The organism is Sulfurimonas crateris, from assembly GCF_005217605.1.
In the GTDB taxonomy this organism is placed as follows: Bacteria; Campylobacterota; Campylobacteria; order Campylobacterales; family Sulfurimonadaceae; genus Sulfurimonas; species Sulfurimonas crateris.
This window is the reverse complement of the sequence record NZ_SZPX01000002.1, coordinates 218039-239248: the sequence shown is the minus strand read 5'-3', so window position 1 is coordinate 239248 and position 21210 is coordinate 218039. Positions and strand designations below refer to the sequence as shown.

The 21210-nt window shown below is 38.0% G+C and carries 19 protein-coding genes and 1 riboswitch; of the genes, 13 read left to right on the top strand and 6 right to left on the bottom strand.

Translation table 11 applies throughout. From position 1 onward, the window contains the following. Positions 1 to 26: 26 nt before the first annotated feature. From FCU45_RS03820 to FCU45_RS03790, 7 genes are read left to right on the top strand one after another with little or no spacing between them, the layout of a single operon-like run. A complete protein-coding gene (locus tag FCU45_RS03820; RefSeq protein WP_137012449.1) occupies positions 27 to 1238 on the top strand; it encodes an EAL and HDOD domain-containing protein in 1212 nt (403 codons plus the stop codon). Between the two features lie 49 nt (positions 1239 to 1287). Further along, the gene (gene coaBC, locus FCU45_RS03815) at positions 1288 to 2556 is read left to right on the top strand and encodes a bifunctional phosphopantothenoylcysteine decarboxylase/phosphopantothenate--cysteine ligase CoaBC (RefSeq protein WP_137012447.1); all 1269 of its coding nucleotides are present in this window, start codon (positions 1288 to 1290) and stop codon (positions 2554 to 2556) included. Then, positions 2553 to 3230, top strand: coding sequence for a polyprenyl diphosphate synthase (gene uppS / locus FCU45_RS03810; protein WP_137012445.1), 678 nt, complete (start codon positions 2553 to 2555; stop codon positions 3228 to 3230). Before coaBC ends, uppS begins: the two co-directional genes overlap by 4 nt. Next, on the top strand, positions 3230 to 4045 hold the full coding sequence (locus FCU45_RS03805) for a prepilin peptidase (RefSeq protein WP_137012443.1): 816 nt from the start codon (positions 3230 to 3232) through the stop codon (positions 4043 to 4045). Before uppS ends, FCU45_RS03805 begins: the two co-directional genes overlap by 1 nt. Further along, positions 4045 to 5064, top strand: coding sequence for an LptF/LptG family permease (locus FCU45_RS03800; RefSeq protein ID WP_137012441.1), 1020 nt, complete (start codon positions 4045 to 4047; stop codon positions 5062 to 5064). The genes FCU45_RS03805 and FCU45_RS03800 overlap by 1 nt, the downstream gene beginning before the upstream one ends. Continuing rightward, complete coding sequence (gene truA, locus FCU45_RS03795; RefSeq protein ID WP_137012440.1) at positions 5065 to 5775, top strand: tRNA pseudouridine(38-40) synthase TruA; 711 nt, start codon at positions 5065 to 5067, stop codon at positions 5773 to 5775. A 46-nt stretch (positions 5776 to 5821) separates the two neighbouring features. Then, positions 5822 to 6283, top strand: a complete 462-nt coding sequence (locus tag FCU45_RS03790; protein WP_137012438.1) for a globin domain-containing protein — start codon at positions 5822 to 5824, stop codon at positions 6281 to 6283. A gap of 10 nt (positions 6284 to 6293) precedes the next feature. On the opposite strand, the gene FCU45_RS03785 is transcribed toward FCU45_RS03790, so the two are convergent. Together FCU45_RS03785 and FCU45_RS03780 are read right to left on the bottom strand one after the other, a co-directional pair. After that, positions 6294 to 8111 carry a sensor domain-containing diguanylate cyclase gene (locus tag FCU45_RS03785; protein ID WP_137012436.1) on the bottom strand — a complete coding sequence of 606 codons (1818 nt, stop codon included), beginning with the start codon at positions 8109 to 8111 and terminating at the stop codon, positions 6294 to 6296. Between the two features lie 75 nt (positions 8112 to 8186). Beyond that, complete coding sequence (locus tag FCU45_RS03780) at positions 8187 to 8933, bottom strand: ElyC/SanA/YdcF family protein (protein ID WP_137012434.1); 747 nt, start codon at positions 8931 to 8933, stop codon at positions 8187 to 8189. Positions 8934 to 9000: 67 nt separating this feature from the next. On the opposite strand from FCU45_RS03780, the gene FCU45_RS03775 reads away from it, so the two are divergent. The 3 genes from FCU45_RS03775 (at position 9001) to FCU45_RS03765 (ending at position 12355) form a co-directional block, all read left to right on the top strand. Continuing rightward, the gene (locus tag FCU45_RS03775) at positions 9001 to 9735 is read left to right on the top strand and encodes a hypothetical protein (protein WP_137012432.1); all 735 of its coding nucleotides are present in this window, start codon (positions 9001 to 9003) and stop codon (positions 9733 to 9735) included. Positions 9736 to 9770: 35 nt separating this feature from the next. Beyond that, positions 9771 to 10556 (top strand): ankyrin repeat domain-containing protein, encoded by a 786-nt coding sequence (locus tag FCU45_RS03770; protein WP_137012430.1) that lies wholly within the window; start codon positions 9771 to 9773, stop codon positions 10554 to 10556. A gap of 63 nt (positions 10557 to 10619) precedes the next feature. Beyond that, positions 10620 to 10700, top strand: a riboswitch (cyclic di-GMP riboswitch). A gap of 137 nt (positions 10701 to 10837) precedes the next feature. Continuing rightward, positions 10838 to 12355 (top strand): hypothetical protein, encoded by a 1518-nt coding sequence (locus tag FCU45_RS03765; RefSeq protein WP_137012428.1) that lies wholly within the window; start codon positions 10838 to 10840, stop codon positions 12353 to 12355. Here FCU45_RS03765 and glyS read toward each other — a convergent pair. Next, positions 12352 to 14373, bottom strand: a complete 2022-nt coding sequence (gene glyS / locus FCU45_RS03760; RefSeq protein WP_137012426.1) for a glycine--tRNA ligase subunit beta — start codon at positions 14371 to 14373, stop codon at positions 12352 to 12354. The genes FCU45_RS03765 and glyS overlap by 4 nt on opposite strands. A gap of 169 nt (positions 14374 to 14542) precedes the next feature. Between glyS and FCU45_RS03755 the strand changes: the two genes are divergently transcribed. After that, the gene (locus FCU45_RS03755; RefSeq protein WP_137012424.1) at positions 14543 to 14929 is read left to right on the top strand and encodes a class II SORL domain-containing protein; all 387 of its coding nucleotides are present in this window, start codon (positions 14543 to 14545) and stop codon (positions 14927 to 14929) included. Positions 14930 to 14980: 51 nt separating this feature from the next. Here the strand turns inward: FCU45_RS03755 and FCU45_RS03750 are convergent, their stop codons facing one another. Both FCU45_RS03750 and FCU45_RS03745 read right to left on the bottom strand, forming a co-directional pair. Continuing rightward, a complete protein-coding gene (locus FCU45_RS03750; protein ID WP_137012422.1) occupies positions 14981 to 17143 on the bottom strand; it encodes a methyl-accepting chemotaxis protein in 2163 nt (720 codons plus the stop codon). Positions 17144 to 17199: 56 nt separating this feature from the next. After that, positions 17200 to 18843 carry an EAL domain-containing protein gene (locus tag FCU45_RS03745; protein ID WP_246032235.1) on the bottom strand — a complete coding sequence of 548 codons (1644 nt, stop codon included), beginning with the start codon at positions 18841 to 18843 and terminating at the stop codon, positions 17200 to 17202. A gap of 234 nt (positions 18844 to 19077) precedes the next feature. On the opposite strand from FCU45_RS03745, the gene FCU45_RS03740 reads away from it, so the two are divergent. Both FCU45_RS03740 and FCU45_RS03735 read left to right on the top strand, forming a co-directional pair. Further along, the gene (locus FCU45_RS03740) at positions 19078 to 19545 is read left to right on the top strand and encodes a uracil-DNA glycosylase (protein WP_246032234.1); all 468 of its coding nucleotides are present in this window, start codon (positions 19078 to 19080) and stop codon (positions 19543 to 19545) included. Continuing rightward, positions 19542 to 20798: a type 1 periplasmic-binding domain-containing protein gene (locus FCU45_RS03735; protein ID WP_137012418.1), complete on the top strand. Its 1257-nt coding sequence runs from the start codon at positions 19542 to 19544 to the stop codon at positions 20796 to 20798. The genes FCU45_RS03740 and FCU45_RS03735 overlap by 4 nt, the downstream gene beginning before the upstream one ends. On the opposite strand, the gene FCU45_RS03730 is transcribed toward FCU45_RS03735, so the two are convergent. After that, entirely contained in the window at positions 20772 to 21152 is a 381-nt protein-coding gene (locus FCU45_RS03730; protein ID WP_137012416.1) for a YbgC/FadM family acyl-CoA thioesterase, read from the bottom strand. The genes FCU45_RS03735 and FCU45_RS03730 overlap by 27 nt on opposite strands. Positions 21153 to 21210 lie beyond the last annotated feature (58 nt).

Here is a 21210-nt window from a genome sequence, read left to right as displayed (position 1 = left end):
AACAGAGAAAACCGAGGAAGTTGCACGTGAACATAATTAACATTTCCAAACAGAAGATTTTTGACAACAAAAACCAGCTTTTCGCCTACGAGCTAGTATTTAAGGACAGCTCACTGGAGCCTACGGGCTTCTCGACAAAGATCAGAGCAACCTCACAGCTAATCATCAGCTCAATAACCAGCAACGAACTAGACAAGCTTTTGGGCTCTAAGGTCTTGGCATTTGTAAACGTGGATGAGGAGTCGCTTCAAAAAGGGATATTGGACGTTTTGGACAAAGACAGGTTTGTTCTTAATATTTTAGAAGATATTGATCTGAATGAAAAAGTGATCGCAAAGATCATACAGTACAAAAAAAGAGGCTTCAGATTCTCACTTGAACACTTTGACTCAAGTGCCGAGATGATAAAAAAGTTCAACAGACTATTTAACTACATAGACATCATTAAAATGGACGTAGTTCTATCCCTGCATGAGAACCTTGAGAAGGTGATGGAGAAGTTCAAAGGCAGCAGAATCAAGCTTTTGGCGCAGAACATAGAGACAAAAGAGGATTATCAGAAGTACTCAAAGATGGGGTTTGATTACTATCAGGGGTACTATCTTGACAAGCCAGAAGTCATAGAGATCATAGGTTCAAAAGAGCCTGCACAGTTTATAATTCTGCAGCTTATAAAGATCATAAAGGACAACAACAGCACAGAACAGCTTGAGTTTTTCATAAAAAAACAGCCAGATCTCTCATACAAGCTTGTTCAGTTTTTCAACAACTCAAAAAAATTCAATGTCAAAATAGAGTCTTTGATGCAGGTTATCACGCTTATGGGAAGAGACAAACTGCTAAGATGGCTGCTTCTGTATCTCTACTCGGAGGTCTCAAAAAATCCTGCATCCAAGACTATTTTGGCACTAGCTCTTAGAAGAGCCGAAAAGATGGAAGCTGAAGCTGACCGTGTAAACAAAGACAAAGCCTATCTTGCTGGAATGTTCTCTATGCTTAGCTCTATTTTTGAGACCGATATAAAAGAGCTTATGAACCATATTCAGATGGACAAAGATATTACATCATTGGTTCTTGAGAGAAAAGGGATATTTGCCCCTAGTCTGATTAAAGCTGAAAAGGAAGAGAAGGAGTACCTGCGTCAGATCATGCTTGAGAACTTTGACAAGCTCCACACTACCGACCTCATTTACACACTTGAGTATGGTGGAGTAGAGGTTGACAAAAGTAAGCTCTAATCAGCTCTTTTATGTTAAAATGCCGCCATTAATACTTATGAGGTAAAAAATGCTCATCCCATCAAACTTGCTAAAAAACAAAAAAATACTACTGGGTGTTACAGGCTCGATCGCGGCTTATAAGTCGCTTGAGCTTGTAAGACTTCTTACCAAAGCCGGCGCAGAGGTAAAAGTAGTTATGAGTGAAGCGGCTAAAAAGTTCGTAACTCCGCTTAGTTTTGAAGCTCTTACCTCAAACAGAGTTCTGGATGATATGAACGAATCTTGGACAGACTCTCACAACCACATAAAAGCTGGTGAATGGGCGGATCTTTTTGTTATCGCTCCCGCAACGGCAAACACCATAGCAAAACTTGCAAACGCGATAGCCGACAATATGCTTCTGCAGTGCGCCCTAGCCTATCCGCATCTAAAAGTGATAGCGCCCTCAGCAAATACAAATATGATAAACAATCCCATAACAAAGGGAAATCTCAAGATGCTGGCAATCGCTAACTATGAAATAATAGAGACGCAGACAAAAGAGCTTGCATGTAAAACAGTGGGTGATGGCGCAATGGCTGAGCCGCTGGAGATATTCTGGCACTGTGCAAAAACAGTTCTTAAAGATGAGTTTTGGACGGACAGACGCGTTATAGTAACGGGAGGCGGAACTGTTGAGAAGATAGATGAAGTGCGTTACCTCTCAAACTTCTCAAGCGGAAAGATGGCTTCTGCCCTTGCAACTGCTCTTTACTGTAGAGGTGCGGATGTAAATCTTATAGCTACAAAATTTGACAAAGATCTCCCGCAAGACCTATACACCATAGATGTTGAGAGTTCCGCTGAGATGATGGAGTACCTAAGAGACTCGGTGCGTATAGCTAAAAAAGGCAAGCTCTCTAAAGCAACGCTTATGAGAGAGGAGCAGATACATCTTATACAAAAAAAGCCATACCTCTTTATGGCGGCAGCAGTTAGCGACTATGTGGCAGAGTATCCGCAAAGCTCAAAGCTCAAAAAAGAGCAGCTTGGAGATGAGTGGGAACTGAAGCTCAAAAAAAATATCGATATTTTAAGCTCTATTGATAAAAATGAGATAACCACAATAGGCTTTAAAGCCGAGATGGACAAAGAGCACGCAATAACCAACGCTCTAAAAATGATAGACTCAAAAGGCGTAGATGCGGTCTGCCTCAATGTTTTAAAAGACTCATCAAGCTTTGGAAGTGATACAAACGAGATAGAGTTTATATTAGCAAATAAAAAAGAGCTGATCCCAAGCTCTGATAAACTAAGCGTATCATTTCAAATACTAGAGCATGCAAAAAAGATATGAACAGAGCAAGACATATAGCCATAATCATGGATGGAAACGGCAGATGGGCGGAGCTAAGAGAGCAAAAGAGAGTCAATGGGCATGAAGCAGGTGCAAAAGTTGTCAGAGCGATCACTGAGTTTTGTGCAAAAGATGAAGATATAGAGAGACTCACACTCTACGCTTTTTCGACCGAAAACTGGAAAAGACCTCGCCTTGAGGTAGAGTTTTTGATGAAACTGTTGCAGAAATATCTGGAGAGCGAGCTTGAGAACTATCTTCAAAACAACATCAGGTTTGAGCCCATAGGAGATATGAGAGCATTTTCAAAATCTCTTCAGCAGACTGTTAAAGGCGTTCAGGAGAAAACTGCACACTGTGACGGTCTTGTTCAATCACTAGCACTTAACTACGGCGCTCATGACGAGATACTAAGAGCCGTAAATGGGATCAAAAACTCACAAGAGGATATCACAGAGGCGATGCTCTCCAATGCGCTTGACTGCAAACACAATGTTGATCTTCTTATCCGTACGGGCGGAGACCACAGACTCTCTAACTTTCTGCTTTGGCAGGCAGCTTATGCAGAGCTTTTCTTCACCGATACGCTCTGGCCTGACTTTACGACGGATGAACTTGAGAGAATTATAAAAGATTTTACAAAAATTGAGAGAAGATTTGGAGGATTGAAATAGTGGAACTCACAACCGCTTTTATACTGGGCGTCCTGCTTGGTTCGTTCTTAAACGTTGTTATCCTTAGAATCCCTCAAGATGAGAGCGTTATGGATGGTTTTTCACACTGCCCTGCGTGTAGAAACACCCTCAAGCCTTGGCATAACATACCTATCTTTTCATGGATATTCTTAAGAGGCAAGTGCGCGTATTGCGACTCAAAAATATCACTGCAGTATCCGTTTATCGAAATAATATCGGGAGTTATATTTTTGGCTCTGGCTTTAAAACTGGGACTTAGTTTTCCTGCTCTGCTGATAGGTTTTAGTTTTTTAACGCTTTTAGCACTCTCCATGATAGACTTTAAGTATAAGATGGTTCCTGATTCTTTAAATCTTTTAGCTCTGCTTTTTGCAATATTTGGCGCTTGGAGCATAGGAGGCATTGCCCTGAATTTCCAAAATGCCCTGCTCTTTGCGGGCGGATTTACCCTGCTTAGATTTGCTCTCTCATATATTTTGACATCATCTGCTCATAGAGAAGCAAAAAAAAGAGTGACATCGTGGAGCAAAAACTATCATACATACCCTTTTATAGAGGCTATGGGGGAAGGCGATATAATGGTCGCAGCTACTATGGGAGCGCTACTTGGAGTCAAGTTAACACTCGCGGCAATTTTTCTCTCAGCACTTTTGGCACTCCCCGTTATGCTATTTGTTTTAAAGATGTCAAAGGAGGAGCAGAAGGTTCCTTTTGTTCCGTTCTTGGCAATGGCGACATTTATAGTCTACATGTTTGATACCCCGATTTTAAGATACATAGAGGCCACTTACTAATGATAATATTACAAAACTATATAAAGCAGTCTCTCTCGATCCTATTTTTATCTATATTTTTACCGCTTTTTTCAATTGCATCGGTCGTATTTTTGATTAAGATGGCTACCTATACGGCTGTTATACAGCTCTCTTTGTTTGAGATGGGTAAGCTTTTTTTCTTTATGCTTCCGGAGCTTCTTTTTTATACTCTGCCTATCTCATTTTTTATAGCGGCAACCCTAGCACTCTTCAAGCTCTCAAACGATAATGAGATAGTAGTGCTTTTTGCACTCGGTATCCGCCCTAAAGTAATCCTAAAAACACTGCTGTTCCCTGCTCTGTTTTTGTCAATTGTTATGCTCTTTAACTTCTTTGTCCTTTTTCCGCATGCAAAAGTTCTCTCGAACAACTTTATCTCCTATAAAAAAAGCGAAGCAAAGTTCAATCTCTCCGCATCGGAGTTTGGACATAAGTTTGGAGAGTGGCTTCTCTATATAGGAAAAGATAACCAAAACGAGACCTACTCGGACGTAATACTATTTAACAAAAAACAGAACGAAGAGGTGATAATAGGTGCTAAAAAAGCCGAGATCATAAACGACTCTGGCATATTGCGTCTAAAGCTTACCGACGGAGAGGGTTACAGCTACTCAGAGGAGAAGTTTACGCAGATAGATTTTGAGACTATGTTTATAAACGATACGATGAAAACAGAACTAGATGAGTATCAGACACCGATGGAGTACTGGCTTCCAAAAGAGCCATCTATAAAGACGCAAAAGAGACTTATTACCAACACCCTCTTCTCTCTCTTTCCAATTCTAAGCCTCTTTCTCATTGCAAGTATAGGGATAGTTCATGTAAGACATCAAAAGGGGAAAGTGTACCTCTTCTTGTTCCTCTCAATAATCATATATGATGCCCTTGCAGTCGCTCTTCAGCTAGTAATATCAGTTTATGCGATCCCCGTAATGATCGTAGGATGGCTTATAGCCACATACTTGATCTACAAAAAAATGATAGTATCCAAGTTTTAGATGAGATGTGCTCTAGTTATTGCCTATAACGGTACGGATTTTTTGGGTTCGCAAACACAAAAAAGCTCAAAAAATACTATTTTAGGAGAGCTGGAACACGTTCTGAGCCAAATAAATATAGACTCGAAAGTAGTCGCCAGCGGAAGAACTGACAGAGGCGTACATGCGACCGGACAGGTCTGCCATATTGACCTGCCTCTCTTTTGGAGTGACTTAGATAAGCTAAAAAAAGTTCTAAACAAGATGCTTAGCGCTTCAATTTTAGTCAAATCAGCCAAAGCCGTCGATGATAATTTTCATGCGAGATACAGTGCTAAAAAAAGGGTATATCGCTACATAATAAAAGAGTCATCAAAAAATCCTTTTGAAGATAATTTTGTAACCCTCTTTAAAAGTGTTGATTTTTCAAAGTTAAAGCAAAATATAAAACTCTTTATCGGCGAACACGATTTTAAGTTTTTTATGAAAAGCGGCAGCGATGTAAAAAGCACTAGAAGAAGTATCTATAAAGCTTTCGCCTATAGATACAAAGGTTACATCATACTTAATTTCGAGGCAAACGGATTTTTAAGAAGCCAGATCAGAATGATGGTTGGCGCTCTTCTTGCTCTTGATGAAGCCGAGATCAAAGAACAGCTTTTATGCAAGAAAAACCAAAAAATTAGACCCGCAAAAAGCAACGGACTCTATCTGGCAAAGATAAAATATTAACCAACTTTTGCTAATATTTTGACAATTTTAAGTATTGGAAAAAAAGATGAGCTACGAAATAACAAAAGCGATCCAAGGCGAAGATGTAAAGTTTAAAAACCCTGATCCTGCTTTTTATGAAGCGCTGGGTTATGACGGTATGCAGGAGCTTATGTATAAGTTCTACGACCGTATCTATGAGAGCAACATAGCACATTTTTTTCCTCAAGATCCCGAAGAGTTTGAAGAGGTGAAGAAAAAGAACACAAAGTTCTTTATTCAGATATGCGGCGGTCCATCAATCTATGATGAGGAGATGAAGGGCAAGGATCTTGATCAGTATATGATAGATATTCACAAAAACTTCTCTATCTACGAAAAGTCAAGAGATGAGTGGCTCGGAACGTTTAGAGAGGTGTTAATGGAGCTTGATATTGACCAGAATATCAAAGATGACTTCTGGCAGTATCTTGATAAGTTTTCAAAACTTACCGTAAACAGATACCTAAAAGAGTCTGCTTACGTTTAAAAGGGTCGAATTATAGTATTTCGACTCTGTTCTTTCCACCCTCTTTCGCTTTTGCAAGAGCCTCATAGGCTCTTTTTAGAAGCTCTTGAAGAGTGTCGTCAGGCTGACAATCCGTAACTCCAAAACTGGCAGTTGCTTTACCTATAAAAAAGAACTTATTTCTCTCTACATAGCTTTGAAGGTGCTCCGCCGCCGTAAATGCGTGTTTTCCGCCTGTTTGTGGACATATTATAAGATACTCGTTATCACTCCATCTACCCACCGTATCTAAGTAGCGGATATGGCGAATAAAGAGTTCACCCATCTCTTTCATTACAGAGTTTCCAACTTCATAACCGTGCGTATCGTTTATCTCTTTCATTCCGTCAATGTTAGCAACAATTACACTAAATTCGTAGTCATATCTTTTTGCTCTGTGAAGCTCGTTTGTGAGGATCTCTTCAAGCTTACTTTTATTGTAGAGCTTAGTAACTTCATCTTTATTTGATAACATCTGAGACTCTTTGCTTTTTGTCTCAAGCTCCTTCTCCTGTCTTGCAAGTTTACGCTGAAGTTTTTCATTTAACTCTCTAAGTTCTTTTTTTGAGATATTGAGCTTACTTGCTACTTCATGCTCTTTTTGCACCTTAAATTCACACTGGGACTCCTCATCCCTGATGCGTTCAACCATTGCAAACGAGATCATCAGAATATTTAACACGACCAAAACAGCATATATGTCATATACCAAATCGCTATACTTAATAAAGCCCAAGACCAAACCGATAAGAACCAGATTTCCAACCGACAGGAAGAGCCATGCCAGCAAGAAGTAGCCACTCCCAGAGATATTTTGCTTTATAGAAATAGCAGAGATTGATACCAAAAATATAAAGTTTACAAGCGTGAAGATAAGAGTTGCATAAGCAGAACTGTTGCAGCTGCCAAAGATAAGTCCAAATATACCAAGAAGAACAGACAACCCTGCCAGAATTAACAGATATTTGTCAATTTTTGCAGATTGACTCTCGACTTTTAAAAAGTTTCTACTAAGAAGCAGGGCAGTTAAAAAGTTAAATGCGACTATCGGGTAGTAAATATTCTCGTTAAACTCATAGCTACTGTCCCACAGAAGCTGAATGTTATATCCGTAGTATGTGCCCACCAAGAAGAGCAGACCGACTAGATAGTAGAGATAAAAGAGATAGTTTTTATCTTTGAGAGTCAAATAGTTGCTTAGATTATACAAAAATATAACAAGTAGTATGCCGATCAAAGCACCGTTTAGCATAGCGATATATATAGTGCGTGACTCCGCCTTCTCAAGCGAGTAGAGCTTAGGTGCAAATGCCATTTTGTTTACGCCCTGAGCCTTGATATAAATAGTGGAGCTTTGAAGTGCGCTCATCTCAAGAGGAATAAAAAAAGACCTTGCGTTAACCTCTTTTATATCAGAGAGTTTTAGCGTATCAAAAGTTCTGTTTGCATCTTTGCTTGGAGTTCTTAAATATACTTCGACTTTATTTAGCCAAACTATAGGTATCTCAAGCTTGCCCGAAAAAGTAGTGTTGCTTGAGTTTACAATGTTAAATCTAAGCCATATTGTCTCTCTTGGGGTCTTTGATGAGACTGCAGTAGAGTTTGAGGATTTAAAGTTGTCTCCAAATGTATTTTCTGAGACATCTTCGTATGAGAAGTGGCTTTGATCATCTATAAAAAGCTCAGAGAATTTAGTAACTCCTACCTTTTGTGTCTTTCCATCCACCTTTATAATATCTGAAAAACTGCTCTGGGCAAACAGTGCAAAAAAGATAAAAATAAGATATAAATTTTTTAAGCCTCTATGCATAAACGAACTTCCTTAAACTCTGTTGATTGATATGTTATCTTATACAAATATAACAAAAAGTTTGCTTTTTATACCCTACTTTTTTATGATACTCCACAAAATTCCAAAATATTCGTGAATTGCAATTTGTGAATTTTGTAGTGAGTCAATATCTGGCGCTTTAAAGTAGCCTGTATGCTTTTTTTTACGAAAATCGGTAGGTGCCGCGACAGGGTTTAAACCGAGGGATTCAAAGAGCTTCATAGACCTTGGCATATGCGTTGCGGATGTTACAAGCACGAACTTCTCATCTGCAACTATGCTTCTTAAAAAGAGGGCCTCCTCTTTAGTATCCTTTGGCTCAGGATTTATGATCATATTTTTCTCTTCAACGCCTAGAGATGCCGCCAGTCTCGCATTCATAACTGCATTTGCAATATCTGTATTTCCCTCATAACCAGTAAACACAAGCTTTGAGTCTGGAGTCTGCAGATGAATAATGACACCCTCTAAAACTCTTTTAATGCCTGATGAGCCTATATTTGATGAGAGCGGCTGCGACTCATCCGTATTGTGTCCGCTTCCAAGAACATGGATATATCTTATGTCTCTATTGTAGTCATATTTGGGGTAGCTCTCTTCAAGATTTTTTACTAAAAAATTTGAGAACGGCTCATAAGAGAATAGAAGCAAAAATGCAAAAGAGAGGGATAAAAATAGTTTTGCAAAACCTCTCTTATCTGCGAGCAAAAAGTAGAGCCCAATGGTAAAAAGCGCCAGTACAAAACCAAGCGGTTCAATAAAAAACGTAACAAACTTCTTTAGATAAAATCCAAACTCCATAAAGCTCTTCCCTCGTTAATAATTTGAAATTGTAGTATAATTCGCATAAAGATAAAGAGGGTTTAATTTGCAAGCATTTGGAAAATTTTTAACAAGTTTTGATATAGAGTATCTAGTAGAGCAGTATATCTATATACCAGAGGATAACGAAGTAATAGATATAGAAAAACTAGAGGAATTGCTAAGCAAAAAGCGCAAATCTGTAATTGGAACTATATTTTTATACAACCCAACTATTGCTCCTATCGGCTACAACACCAACACAAAGCTTGCCGTTCAGGGTTATGAGTTTGACGGCAAATTTTGTGAATTAAACTTCGACAACAACTGTAATCTATTTGCTTCTGCCATAAAAGATGGATACAGAGGCAAACTTATAGAGATAAAATATCTCTTTAACATCAACAAGCCAAATATAGAGCCAACGCCTATTTTAGAGGAGTTCGATGCGGATTTGGACAAATATACGAGCAATCAGCTCACGAGATACGACAGAGAGCTTAACTACCATGACTATCTAAATATCCGTCTAAGCGGTAAATTTGTCTTTTTTGGCTCAGGTAACAAGTTTGACAGACATCACAAAAATATCATCGCTTATGCCAGAAATCTCTCGGCTCAGGCAAAGAAACTCGGCAAAGAGATAGCATTTATGTATGACAACAATCATGATGCCCAAGAGAGCGAAGAGGGAGCATACTTTCTGCCTCCTATCGCAACTGGAAAGTTCAAAGACGTAAGAGCAAATGCTTTTAAAAAAGCGTTCTCAAAATTTCCTCCGCAGATAATTAAAACATCCTAGATCAAAAGTAAGGTATCATTAGAGAAAGGAGCAGCTTGAATGATCTTCAAAATATAGCAGTTCTTATTCTACTCTTTTTTCTAGGATGGTTTTGGGCATCCTCAATCTTTGAGGCTTTTAAAAACATCCATTTTGTAAGATCTGAAGATGAGAGTTCCAAAGAGCACCTTCCAAGAGTTCCTTTTAAATTAAGAAAAACTTTTAAAAATGCAATTTTTGGAGTTTTGATTCTCCTACTAACCCCCTTAGTAGTTTACACACTTATGAGCCAAACTATCAAAGAGCAGTGGTTTATCCCATTTTTTATACCCTCTCTTATTTATCTTCCATTTCTGTTTATAAATAAAAAAGATGAAGAGCAGATAGAGCACCAAAGAGCAGAGCTGGATGAGAGCGACAGACGTGAGACAATTTTAAGGATTTGCAAAAAACTCTCAAACAGAGAGTCAAAATCATGCAGAAAAACAAATACACAGCAGTATAATGCAATTTTACACTATCTAAAAAACAGCCAAAATCCAGATGAGATTTTTGAAGATAGGTACACCCTGCTGCTTCCAAGCTCATGTTGCGGAGACTACAAACTTGTAAAATCACTCATCGAACATGGAAGTGATGTCAATTTTAAAAGCTCTACAGGCAACTGTGCGATCCATCTGGCTGCAAAATACGGCTTTGAAGAGATCGTAGAACTCCTAATCAACAGCGGTGCCGATATAGAGACAAAAGATGCCGATGGCAAAACTCCGCTTATGCATGCACAAGAGAATGGACACTCAAATATAGCAGCGATACTGAGCAAGGCAAGCAAAGAAGATTAATATATAGCTCTAAAGGTCTATTTTTAGCTGCTTTTAAATATCATATAGTAAAATAAAATTTACTAAGTCTAAAGCCAAACTTATTGTGAAATAGGGACGGAAAGTCACGAGTCTTGTGTAGAACAAGATGGTCGGATTGCAACTTACTTATCATATTCTGCATATGTTTTGTTTACCGCATCTGAGTCTGTTTTTCAATAAGTCATTTATATATTTTTCTTGGAGTGTTATGTCTTGTTTTTTTGTTCTAAGTCTCTTCTCAAATATGGCGGTTTTATAAAATGCTGATGCAAAAACTAAAAACGCATGTAAAAACATCTCTTGGTACTCCCACGGTAGATTTCAAATGGAGTGACGAGCACAATGAAAAACTCCTCTCTTTTTTGGATAAAAATTTTGAATCATATACACTACTTGACAAAGAGATACAACAAGAGGTAAAAGTCGCAATAAGAGAGCATTTTGAGCCTATAGGGTGTACGATGTTCAAAGTGAGCGAAAAAGAGCTCAAAGTAAAGCTGATACCTTATAAAACAGAGCCAAAAGATAGTATAAACTTAGACGCAATAATTGAGATAATCGATAAAAACGAAGATCTAATAGAGTACAATTATAACGGCAAAGATGACCTAATTTGCCTAAAAAAAGAGCTCACACTTCAACTGACACACTTTGTAAACAAGATCAACAATGAAGAGATAAACAAAAAAGAGCTTTTAAAGTATGCTATTAGAGAAGCGTTTGAGCTTAACGACAGTGACATTATCATCATAAAAAACTCACAGATATTTATAAAACTATTTGATGACAAGAGTGTAAAAAAAGTCTCAGATGAAGAGAAAAACACTATTGCAAACAGATACAACGGGCTTGATGAAGATGAGTTAAGCTCATTTTACAACAACTTTTTTCTAAAAGAGGAGAACAAAAACTTCTTCTATCTGGTCGCAGAGCAGTTTGTAGACACTTATATGCTGGATAAAAAAATAGACAACATGACATATGAGAAATACGCTTTTTCTCTTATACAATCTATCGTTACAGAACATCTTATAAACACGTTTGACAGAAATGATGACTTTTTTAAAGGGTTTTCAGGCTACGTATTTAGAATACACTTCAAAGAGGTATTTAACCATATCGCAAATCTTATACTCTCCGAACTCAGTGCATCAAACAGATATATTATAGATTTTTTAAAGTACTACTCTTTAAACATAGTTGTACTAGACGGACAAAAATACAGAGTTCCTGAGATCGAAGCATCTAACGGGCTTAAGTGGAACGTTGCATCTATGATGTCCATAGTCAAAATATACGTAAAGACAGAAATATCGCTTGAGACTATAAAAGAGCAAAAAGAGGAGCTTGAAGAGGCTATTTCGGAGTATTATATAAACTCTCTCTCACCTATCGAGCACAATGCCAAGATCGCAAAAGAGATAGAAAAAGTTTCTCAAAACATAATCTATGCGATAAAAAGGCTCAATATCTACACCGACTCTCTTGATTCATCAAAAGATCCTAATGAAGCACAAGGTCTTAAAAGTGAAGTCAGAGATATCCAAAATGAGATACAGATGAAAAAAGATGAGAAGAACAGACTCACATTAAATATGGCGAGTAAGTCTCAGATACTTAAGTACAACAACATCAAAAAAGAGTTAGATGCGCTTAAGAGGCAAGAGAGAAGAGATGAGAAGATTCTAGCACAAAACAAAAGTGCCTACCTCTCCATAAGAAACTCTCTTCTCAAAGCTCTTACTTCAAAGAAGACACTTATTGAGGAGATAGCTTAAACGCTCACCTCTTTAATATCCGCAATATTTAAAATACTCTTGTATATAGATGCAACAAGAGCTTTTCTGTTGTTTCTGACTCTCTTATCTTCTGCATTTACCATAACATCGTCAAAGAATTTATCCAGTTCAGGTTTAAGTCCCAAAAGAGCATCAAGCTCCTCTTCGTAAGAGGCATATTTAGCTGAACTAACCTCACTGTACCTTGTAAAAAGAGCCTCTTCCGCACTCTCTTCAAAGAGCGTTGCATCAACTCTAAACTCACCCGACATCTCAATATCTTTAGTTATGTTTGCAACTCTTTTAAAGGTTGAGAAGGAGTCGCTAAATCCTTCACTTGAGACCATACTCTCAAGTGCCTCTATTTTTTTGCCTATTTTTAGAAGCTCTCTCTCGCCGCTTGCAAGCACTGCCTCGACAATAGAAGGATTTACCTTGAAGTACTGTCTTACTCTCTCCAGGAAAAATGCTTCAAGTTTAGAGAGGTCAAACTCTGCATACTCCCTGCTTAAAAGCTTTACAGTACCAACTATGTCAAACTCCAAGTTATGCTCTTTTGTGATTCTTATAAGACCGTTCACGGCGCGGCGCAGAGCAAAAGGGTCACGTGAGCCTGTCGGGATCTGATTTACGCTAAAGAGACCCAAAAGAGTATCTAGCTTCAAGCTCATAGCGACTATTGCGCTCATAACAGTTGTAGGGAGCGCGCTATCTTCACCGTCAGGCAGATACTGCTCTTTTATGGCAATTGCCACTTCATCGCTCTGGCCTGATTTTTTAGCGTAGTAGTAGCCCATAAGCCCTTGAAGCTCCGTAAACTCATATACCATCTCGCTCATCAGGTCAGCTTTTGCCAAGCTTATTGCACGATCAAGCATCTCTTTGCTTGAATCTTTTGGTTTATAGATATCAAACAGGATATTGGCTATTTTTCTCTCACGCTCTATCTTATCAGCTACGCTCCCAAGTCCTTTCATAAAGACTACTTTTTCAAGCCCCTCAGTGCTTAGTCCATTTCTCAGGTCATTGTTATAGAAGAAGAGCGCATCTGCCAAACGAGGACGCAGAACTTTCTCGTTACCCTCAATAACTTTTGAAAAATCATTAGTTAGGGCATTTGTGACCACAACGAACTTGTTTAAGAGTTTAGCATCTTTGAAAACAGGAAAATATCTCTGGTGCTCTTTCATGGAAGTGATAATGACCTCAGGCGGAAGTTCCAAGAACGCCTCATCAAACGAGCCTAGGACTGCCGTAGGATGTTCTGTTATTGCTACTACTTCATCAAGCAGATCCCCATCTATCTCTATCTTGATATTGTTCTCTTTCTCAAGAGTTGAAAAATTCTCTAAAATAGCCTCGCGTCTTACCTGTGGAAAAAGAGTCACCCCGCCCTCTTGCAGTTTCTCAAAGTAATCTTTTGCACCGCTTAGTGCTACTGAGTCAAAATTGCTTATGCGGTGTACAAAAGTCTCTTTTTTCGATCTGACTCCAAAAAGCTCCACATCTACAAGCTCATCGCCAAAAAGCACGTTCAGCCAGCGAATCGGGCGGATAAAACTCTCGTTCAGGCTTCCCCATCTCATAGATTTTCCAAACTCAAGAGATTTTATCCACTCATTTACGATCTTTTCAAGAAGAAGTACGGATGGCTCCCCTTTTAACTCTTTTTTATAGTAAAGCACATCTTTCGCACCCTTTTTAGCGGATCCGATCTCTTCTATCTCCACGCCGCACTTCTTCGCAAAGCCCAGAGCTGCAGGTGTAGGCTTGCCCTCTTTGTAAGCGACTTCAAGAGGTGCTCCAAAAAACTCCTCTACGCTGTCATCCTGCTGTGTTTTAAACTCTCTGTGCCACAAAACAAGACGACGTGGAGTGTAGTAGAATTCAAACTCGAACAGCAGTGAATATTTCTCTAAAATATCAGCATACTTTTTTTCAATATTTTTTAACTCTTTTAAAAGCGGGATCGCCGGAAGCTCTTCAACGCCAATTTCGATCAATAGAGATTTAATCATAATATAGACTCTTTTTGTGGGTATTAATGCCGCGATTTTATCTATATTTTTGTTAAATGCTTATAAATTAAAGAAGTCTTAATCAATGCAGATAAAGAGCGAGAGAGGTTTTTTGTAAATGATATTGTAGTTACAATATCGCCTAAACTTAAAATAAAAGGATTTAAAAATGCCAAAAATCAATCGTTATGTTGATATAGATACAGTTGAGAGAGAAAGTAAAAAAGATTATATTGACCGCCACTCGCCGTTTATCCACTGTGAAGATAGTGCTAAAGCCGGAGAGATGTTCAGTGTAACAGTTAAAATGGGTAATGAGTACTCTCACCCTGATGATTTTGATCACTACATAGCAAATATGTCACTTTTTAACGGTGAGACTCTTTTAGCACGTGCTGATTTCACTCCAGGTACTTTGGGAAATATAAAAGCACACGCTACAGTAACCTTTAACATCATTCCAACAGGAAGCAAACTTAAACTTACTGCTCAAGCATACTGTACAAAACACGGTGTTTGGGAATCAACTGAAAAAGTTGTAGAAGTTAGCGAATAATTTATTTTTATCAAGAGACTCATCTCTTGATAAAACCTCTCTTTTAAAAAACTACTTTACCTCGTTCATCATATCATTAAGTGTGACAAATAGCTCTTTTGATGCTTTTTCCGCTTCACTAAATGCCAAAATGATCTTATCTGAATTGTTAACTGAGCCGCCTTTAATATAATCAGGAATTGCTCTAACTCTGTCATGAACAGTCTTATGGATAGGATCAATCTTTGCATAAGAAGTAGTATAAGAGAATGACTCTTTTGCATCACCGACATACCATTTTCCAAATCTGCAGCTTGTGTGGTCTGAGAATTTAAACTCTTGGTCATCTTTAAATACCGCGCTGTACCCGCTTAGTTTAAATGCTATATGGTCTAGTTTTGCAAGAGTGATAAATAGCTCGTTTGATATCTTTTTATTTGAGAGCTGAATATCTTTTGCACCATCTACCAGAGAATAAAGGCTGGTGTTAAACTCTTCTAATTTCTCCAGAGATGAAGAGACCTCTTCATTCATAAGATCTGAGAACTCCTGCATCATAGAGCTGTTTTGCTTAAGCAGGTTTATGTTTACTTCAACCTCGTTTGTCGCTTTTTGTGTTCTCTCTGCAAGCTTTCTTACTTCATCGGCAACAACTGCAAATCCACGCCCATGCTCACCCGCACGCGCAGCTTCTATGGCAGCATTCAGTGCCAGAAGATTTGTCTGATCGCTGATGTCTTTAATAAGCGCTATGACGTTTGTGATCTCATTTACACTGTTGTTTAACTGCTCGGAACTCTCTTGGCTGCCCTGCATCTTCTGAGATATATTGTTTAGAGAGTGAACCATCTCCTCGGTAGAGTGCTTTACTTCATCAACAATCACACCTGTTTGAGCATTTTTATCGTTTATATCTTTAAGTGAGCCCATATTATGTGTCAATCCCTCTTGAACACTTCCCACTCCTGATACGGCACCATTATTTAAGAGCTCGGTTAGAGAGAGGGTCAATTTGTTCGCTTCTATCCTCTGCTCTACCTCCTTTGCATATCTTGCAGACTCCTCAAGACTCTCTTTTGCCTCATGCATTGATCTATCAGCGGCTTTAACCAGCTGGTTTACATACTCTTGGATAAAGCCAATCTCATCACGTCCGCTTTTTGTGATAGTTTTTGAAAAATCTTTTGAAGTTATGATCTCATCTATCTCATTTTTTAACATATCTACTTTTTTTATAAGATTTCTCGAGATAAAAGAGCCTAGACCTATTATAAAGAATACAACTATCATATTTACTACAAGACCGATTATCATAGAGCTAAAAGCCTCGTCATGAAGTTTTAAAACGTTTTGGCTTATATCCTTTGAGATCTCGTCTTCGACCTCTTTGAGCAGGTTTATCTTTGAAGTTATTGTTGCAAACCAGTATGTGGCATCTATATTAAAGCCTCCGCTTGGATTTGCTAGAGCGATTTCTCTCATCTCTTGTACTTTATTTACCGCATCTGCACTCATTTTTTTATCATAAAACTCTTTAAGCTTAGGCGATGCAAAAAAGAGAAACTTCTGAGTAAAACTGTTCTGCTCACTCAAAAGTGCTATAAATTTATCGTGAAATCCGGGAGCAAAGCTGTCCCGACTAAAAGTTGATGAAAGAACCGCTCTCTCTATGCCGGCTCTCTCTTTTGCCGAGAGAAAGTTTACAAAAGCATTTATCTCATTGTTTGTCTGAGCGTTGTCGCTCATCTTAATGATCTCCTCTATTGAGGATATAAACGCTGAGTTTAGTGAAGTGTAATAACTTACAGGAACAGCAACCGCAACGCTAAGTGTGTCAACACTTTTTCTGATCTCGCCGATCTTTGAGAGTGCATCGACCGCTTTTTGCATCTTTGAGCGCATACTAGCAGAGTACTCATCCAAGGGGATTAGAGAGTAGAACCTTTTCAACTCCAAAAGAGTCGCATCCGTATCTTTTCTAATGGAAATGAGCTCAGATGAAAACTTTGCACCCTCTGAGCTTATAAACCCGGCAGATGCGCCTCTCTCCTTTTGAAGATTGTGAACAAGAGAGCTGCTTTTTTGACTAAAGAGAACCATCTCGCTGATCTTCTCTAAAGCTTTTACCTCTTTATAACTATTATAACTCTCTGTTGTAAGCCACAAAAGTATCACTAACACCGGCACCACAATCATAAGTGCCATCTTTAATTTAATCGAGATGTTGTTTAACATTCTAATCCTTTGTGTGTAATCTTATTTTTTTGTAGAGCCTACTATTTAGTATAGGCTTAGTTATCCTTCTTTAGCAATCCTATGGAAGGTTCATCAATATAATAACCCTGAGAGTAATCTACTCCGAGTTTTTTCACTATGTCCATTATTACACTTGAGTGTACATACTCAGCAATAGTTTGGATCCCGAGTTTTTTCGCAAATTCTACGATAGTCTCGACAATAAAAAGAGCGTTTCTATCCACATCTATATCTTGTACCAAAGAGCCGTCGATCTTAATAAAATCGGCGTTCATTCTTGTCAAATATCCGAAATTTGAATATCCGCTTCCGAAATCGTCTATTGCTATTCTAGCTCCATATCTTTTAACTTCGCTTATAAAGCGGTCTACTTTTTTAAAGTCTTCAACGGCATCTGACTCAAGAAGCTCGAATATCACCCTTCTGGACGCTTTTGAATTTTTTAATTTTTGGATAATGAAATTGAATATTTCACTGCTCATAATATCCTCAATGGAGAGGTTGATGCTAAACTCAAATTCGCTGTTCTCGAACGTTTCAAACGATTTGTCAATTATCGCTTTTGTTACGATGTTGTAAACTTTTATCTTTTTTGCAACGGGAATAAAAAGAGCGGGTGAGAGAATTTTTCCATTTTTGTCAATAAGTCTTGCCAGACACTCATACTTCTTGATCTCCAACGTTTTCGTATCTACGATGGCTTGAAAATATGGAAGAACTCTAAGATTTTCAACAGCATCTCTTACGATTCCAGAGAGCTTTAGGTTTCTCTCATACTCATTTTCAAAATTCATTCTATCTTCATATATCCAATATTTTGCGCCTATCTCTTTTGCATATTTAAGCGCCATAGATACCTTAGAAAATATATTTTTGCTATCTCTGTTCGCCGAAGATGCAAGAGTGAAATCAACGTAAATATTAATATCTTGATACTCTATGATGATATTTTTCATCTTCTCATAAAGCTCTTCGAGATAATCTTTAAGCTCGTAAAATCCTATCTCTCTATCAATAATAAAAGCAAACTCATCTCCGGAGAGCTTATATATATGATGCTGCGGAATATTCTCCTTAAGAAATTTTCCGACCTTCTCAATGACGTAGTCACCTACTATATATCCGTAAAAATTGTTTATCATCTGAAAGTTGTCTATGTTAAAAACGACTAGAGAAAACTCCTTGAACTCATCAAGATCGTTTCTTAATTTGTATGTATTTGGAAGATTTGTGAGATGGTCTGTAAAGTATCTGCTAAAGAGTTTGTTTCTGTACTCTTTTACGCTGCTCGACTCTTCTACTGCTCTAGTATAGAGCTCTTTGGCTATTTCATCACTCAGATTTTGCGGATCTATCTCTTTTTTTAGCGAATAGATAGTGAGTTGTGTTTTTGCCTTATCCTCATGTTTTAGGAGAACTATCTTGGCATTTGGAAGTATCTTAGCAAGCTCGTTTTTGAGGCTCTGAACAAGAACCGTATTGTGGATAAAAGAGATAATATGAATAAGAACATTATCTTTATTTAATTTCTCAAGATCTCTGATGACGCTCTGGATCTCCCTTGAAGATTCAAGTTTAAAACTGTTAACATCTAATATTTCACTCTCTAAGGTCAAAATGTTCTCCAAAAATACTTTCTCACATTCTATCTGAAAATTTATAAAGTAGATTTTAACCACACTTTAAATATACTCCCATAACTGTTATATTTAAAAAGGTTATCATTGAACTCTTTTCAAAATCTACTATTTTTACAAAACTTATATCGGCTCAAAGCTCTAGGGTTTGAATACAGCGACTCTTTTTCCATAAACCGGGTAAGCCCAAATGAAAAACCTAAAAACTTAAATGAACTTACAAAAAATATATCTACCTGCCATCTGTGCGATCTTAGCAAATCAAGGAAACAGAGTATGAGCGGGTATGGCAACCAAAATGCAGATCTCATGATTATTGACTATAGCGTATCTTACAGCGAAGACAATGCAAACTCCTACTACAGCGGCAGAAGCGGTGAGATGCTCAAAGATATGATAGAGAATGTATTAAAACTAAAAGTTGAAGATGTATACTTTACACACGCCGTAAAATGCAAACCTCTAAACTCCAATATACCCTCAGACTCAGAGTGGGACTCATGTAAAAGCTATCTTTTTTCACAGATAGAATTTGTAAAACCAAAAGTAGTTGTAACTTTAGGTAAGGATGCTTATGCTAAAGTTACATCTGAAGAAGAAAATTTTGGAAGTGTAAGAGGCCATGTTGTAGACTTTAAAGATTACAAACTTGTTCCTATACTTCATCCGAATCATCTTCTTAGAAATCCTGATGATAAAAAAATCGCTTTTAACGATCTAAAAACTATAAAGAGTTGTCTATGAAAAAACTATATATTATCGCTTTGCTTTTTCCCGCACTGCTGTTTTCAAAAAGCTTTATAGTCTCCGATATAACTATTCCAAAAACAGATGTACAAAATCTCGATCCATACCCTTGTAATGAAGAGTGCTTGCAGGAGCATCTTGAAAATGGTCATATATTCTCATTTTTGGCACATGCAAGAAAAAAGCTTGAAGATGATGTTTTAGAAGCCAGAAGGCAAGAATATATGGCGATCTTTAATGTTAAAAAGGTCTTTACAGGGAGCAAACTTCGTATTGCCCTGCTTCTGCCATACAAAAAAATTGCAAGATATGCAGCCTCTACCACAAACGCATCTTTTGCCTATCTTATGTCAAAAAACCGTCCGTTTGAGCTAAAAAGCTACAAAATAGAGGATGAGAGTTATGACGATATAAAAGAAGCTCTTCAAAAAATTCAAAAAGACGGCTTCTCTTACGTGATAGCGCCGATGACACAAGAGGGTGAGGAGATCGTCTCAAGAATAGACCCTGACATAAACATATTTTTTCCGACCATTAACAAAAAAGATGCTAAAAATGCTTCAAGCTATCTCTACTACGGAGGAATAGACTACAGAGCGCAGAGCGATCTTCTCTTAAAAGAGGCGATCTCTCCTCTTGTCATATTTTTTGATCAATCCGCTATAGGAGAACAGCTCTCAGAGTATCAGGAGTATGCATTTAGCGCTAAATTTGCTGATACTGTTTCAAACTCTATGCAGGCTACAGAAAAACCGACTATTATAAAGTTCTCTATTCCACAGCAGACTACAAACCTCGAAAAACAGCTTAAAGAGAACGAAAAGATAAACGCAGCCTCTTTTTTCGTAAACACTCCGATCATAAAAAGCGGAATGATAATATCTCAGCTTACGCTCTATGACACAAACGCTACGAATATACTCTCAACACAGACAAACTACAACCCGCTGCTTCTCTCTATGACACAGTATCAAGACAGAAAAGATATGATAATCGCCAACTCCATTACGCAGAACAAAGATGTCCTCATTGAGACAAACTCTCTTTTGGGCAACGATATCGTATATGACTGGATAAACTACACGACAACCGTCGGCATAGACTACTTTGCCCATCTAATAAGCGGCGAAGCAAGAGAGTATGATATAGAAAATGTCGATAACCAGATGATCTACCCTATCAACCTGCTTCAGCCCTCATTTTCAAGGTTTATACCATACTACTCACTCTATGAAAAGCAAGCGGACTAACTCCTCTACCTCTTTTGTGATCTTTTGAGGCTTGCCCTCAAAATTTATATATGCCAGAGTGATAGTTAGCTCAAATATCTTCTCATTCTCTTTAAATACACTCTGCAGCAACTTAAACGAAGCCGCTCTCATCTCTATGAGTCTCGTCATTACACATAGTTCATCTCCGAGCTTTGCACTCTTTATATAATCAGCCTCGACTCTTCTAGCGACAAAATGACCGTTTTGTAAAACAGGAGTAAGACCTTTAGAGAAAAAAGCTTCGCTTCTTGCACGCTCGCAAAAATTAAGGTAGTTAGAGTGATAAACAACTCCACCTGTATCGGTATCTTCGTAATAGACTCTTATATTCAATTAACTACCCCCTGTTTATCGGATTTTGACAACTCTGTTAAAACATTCGCTCCAAAAA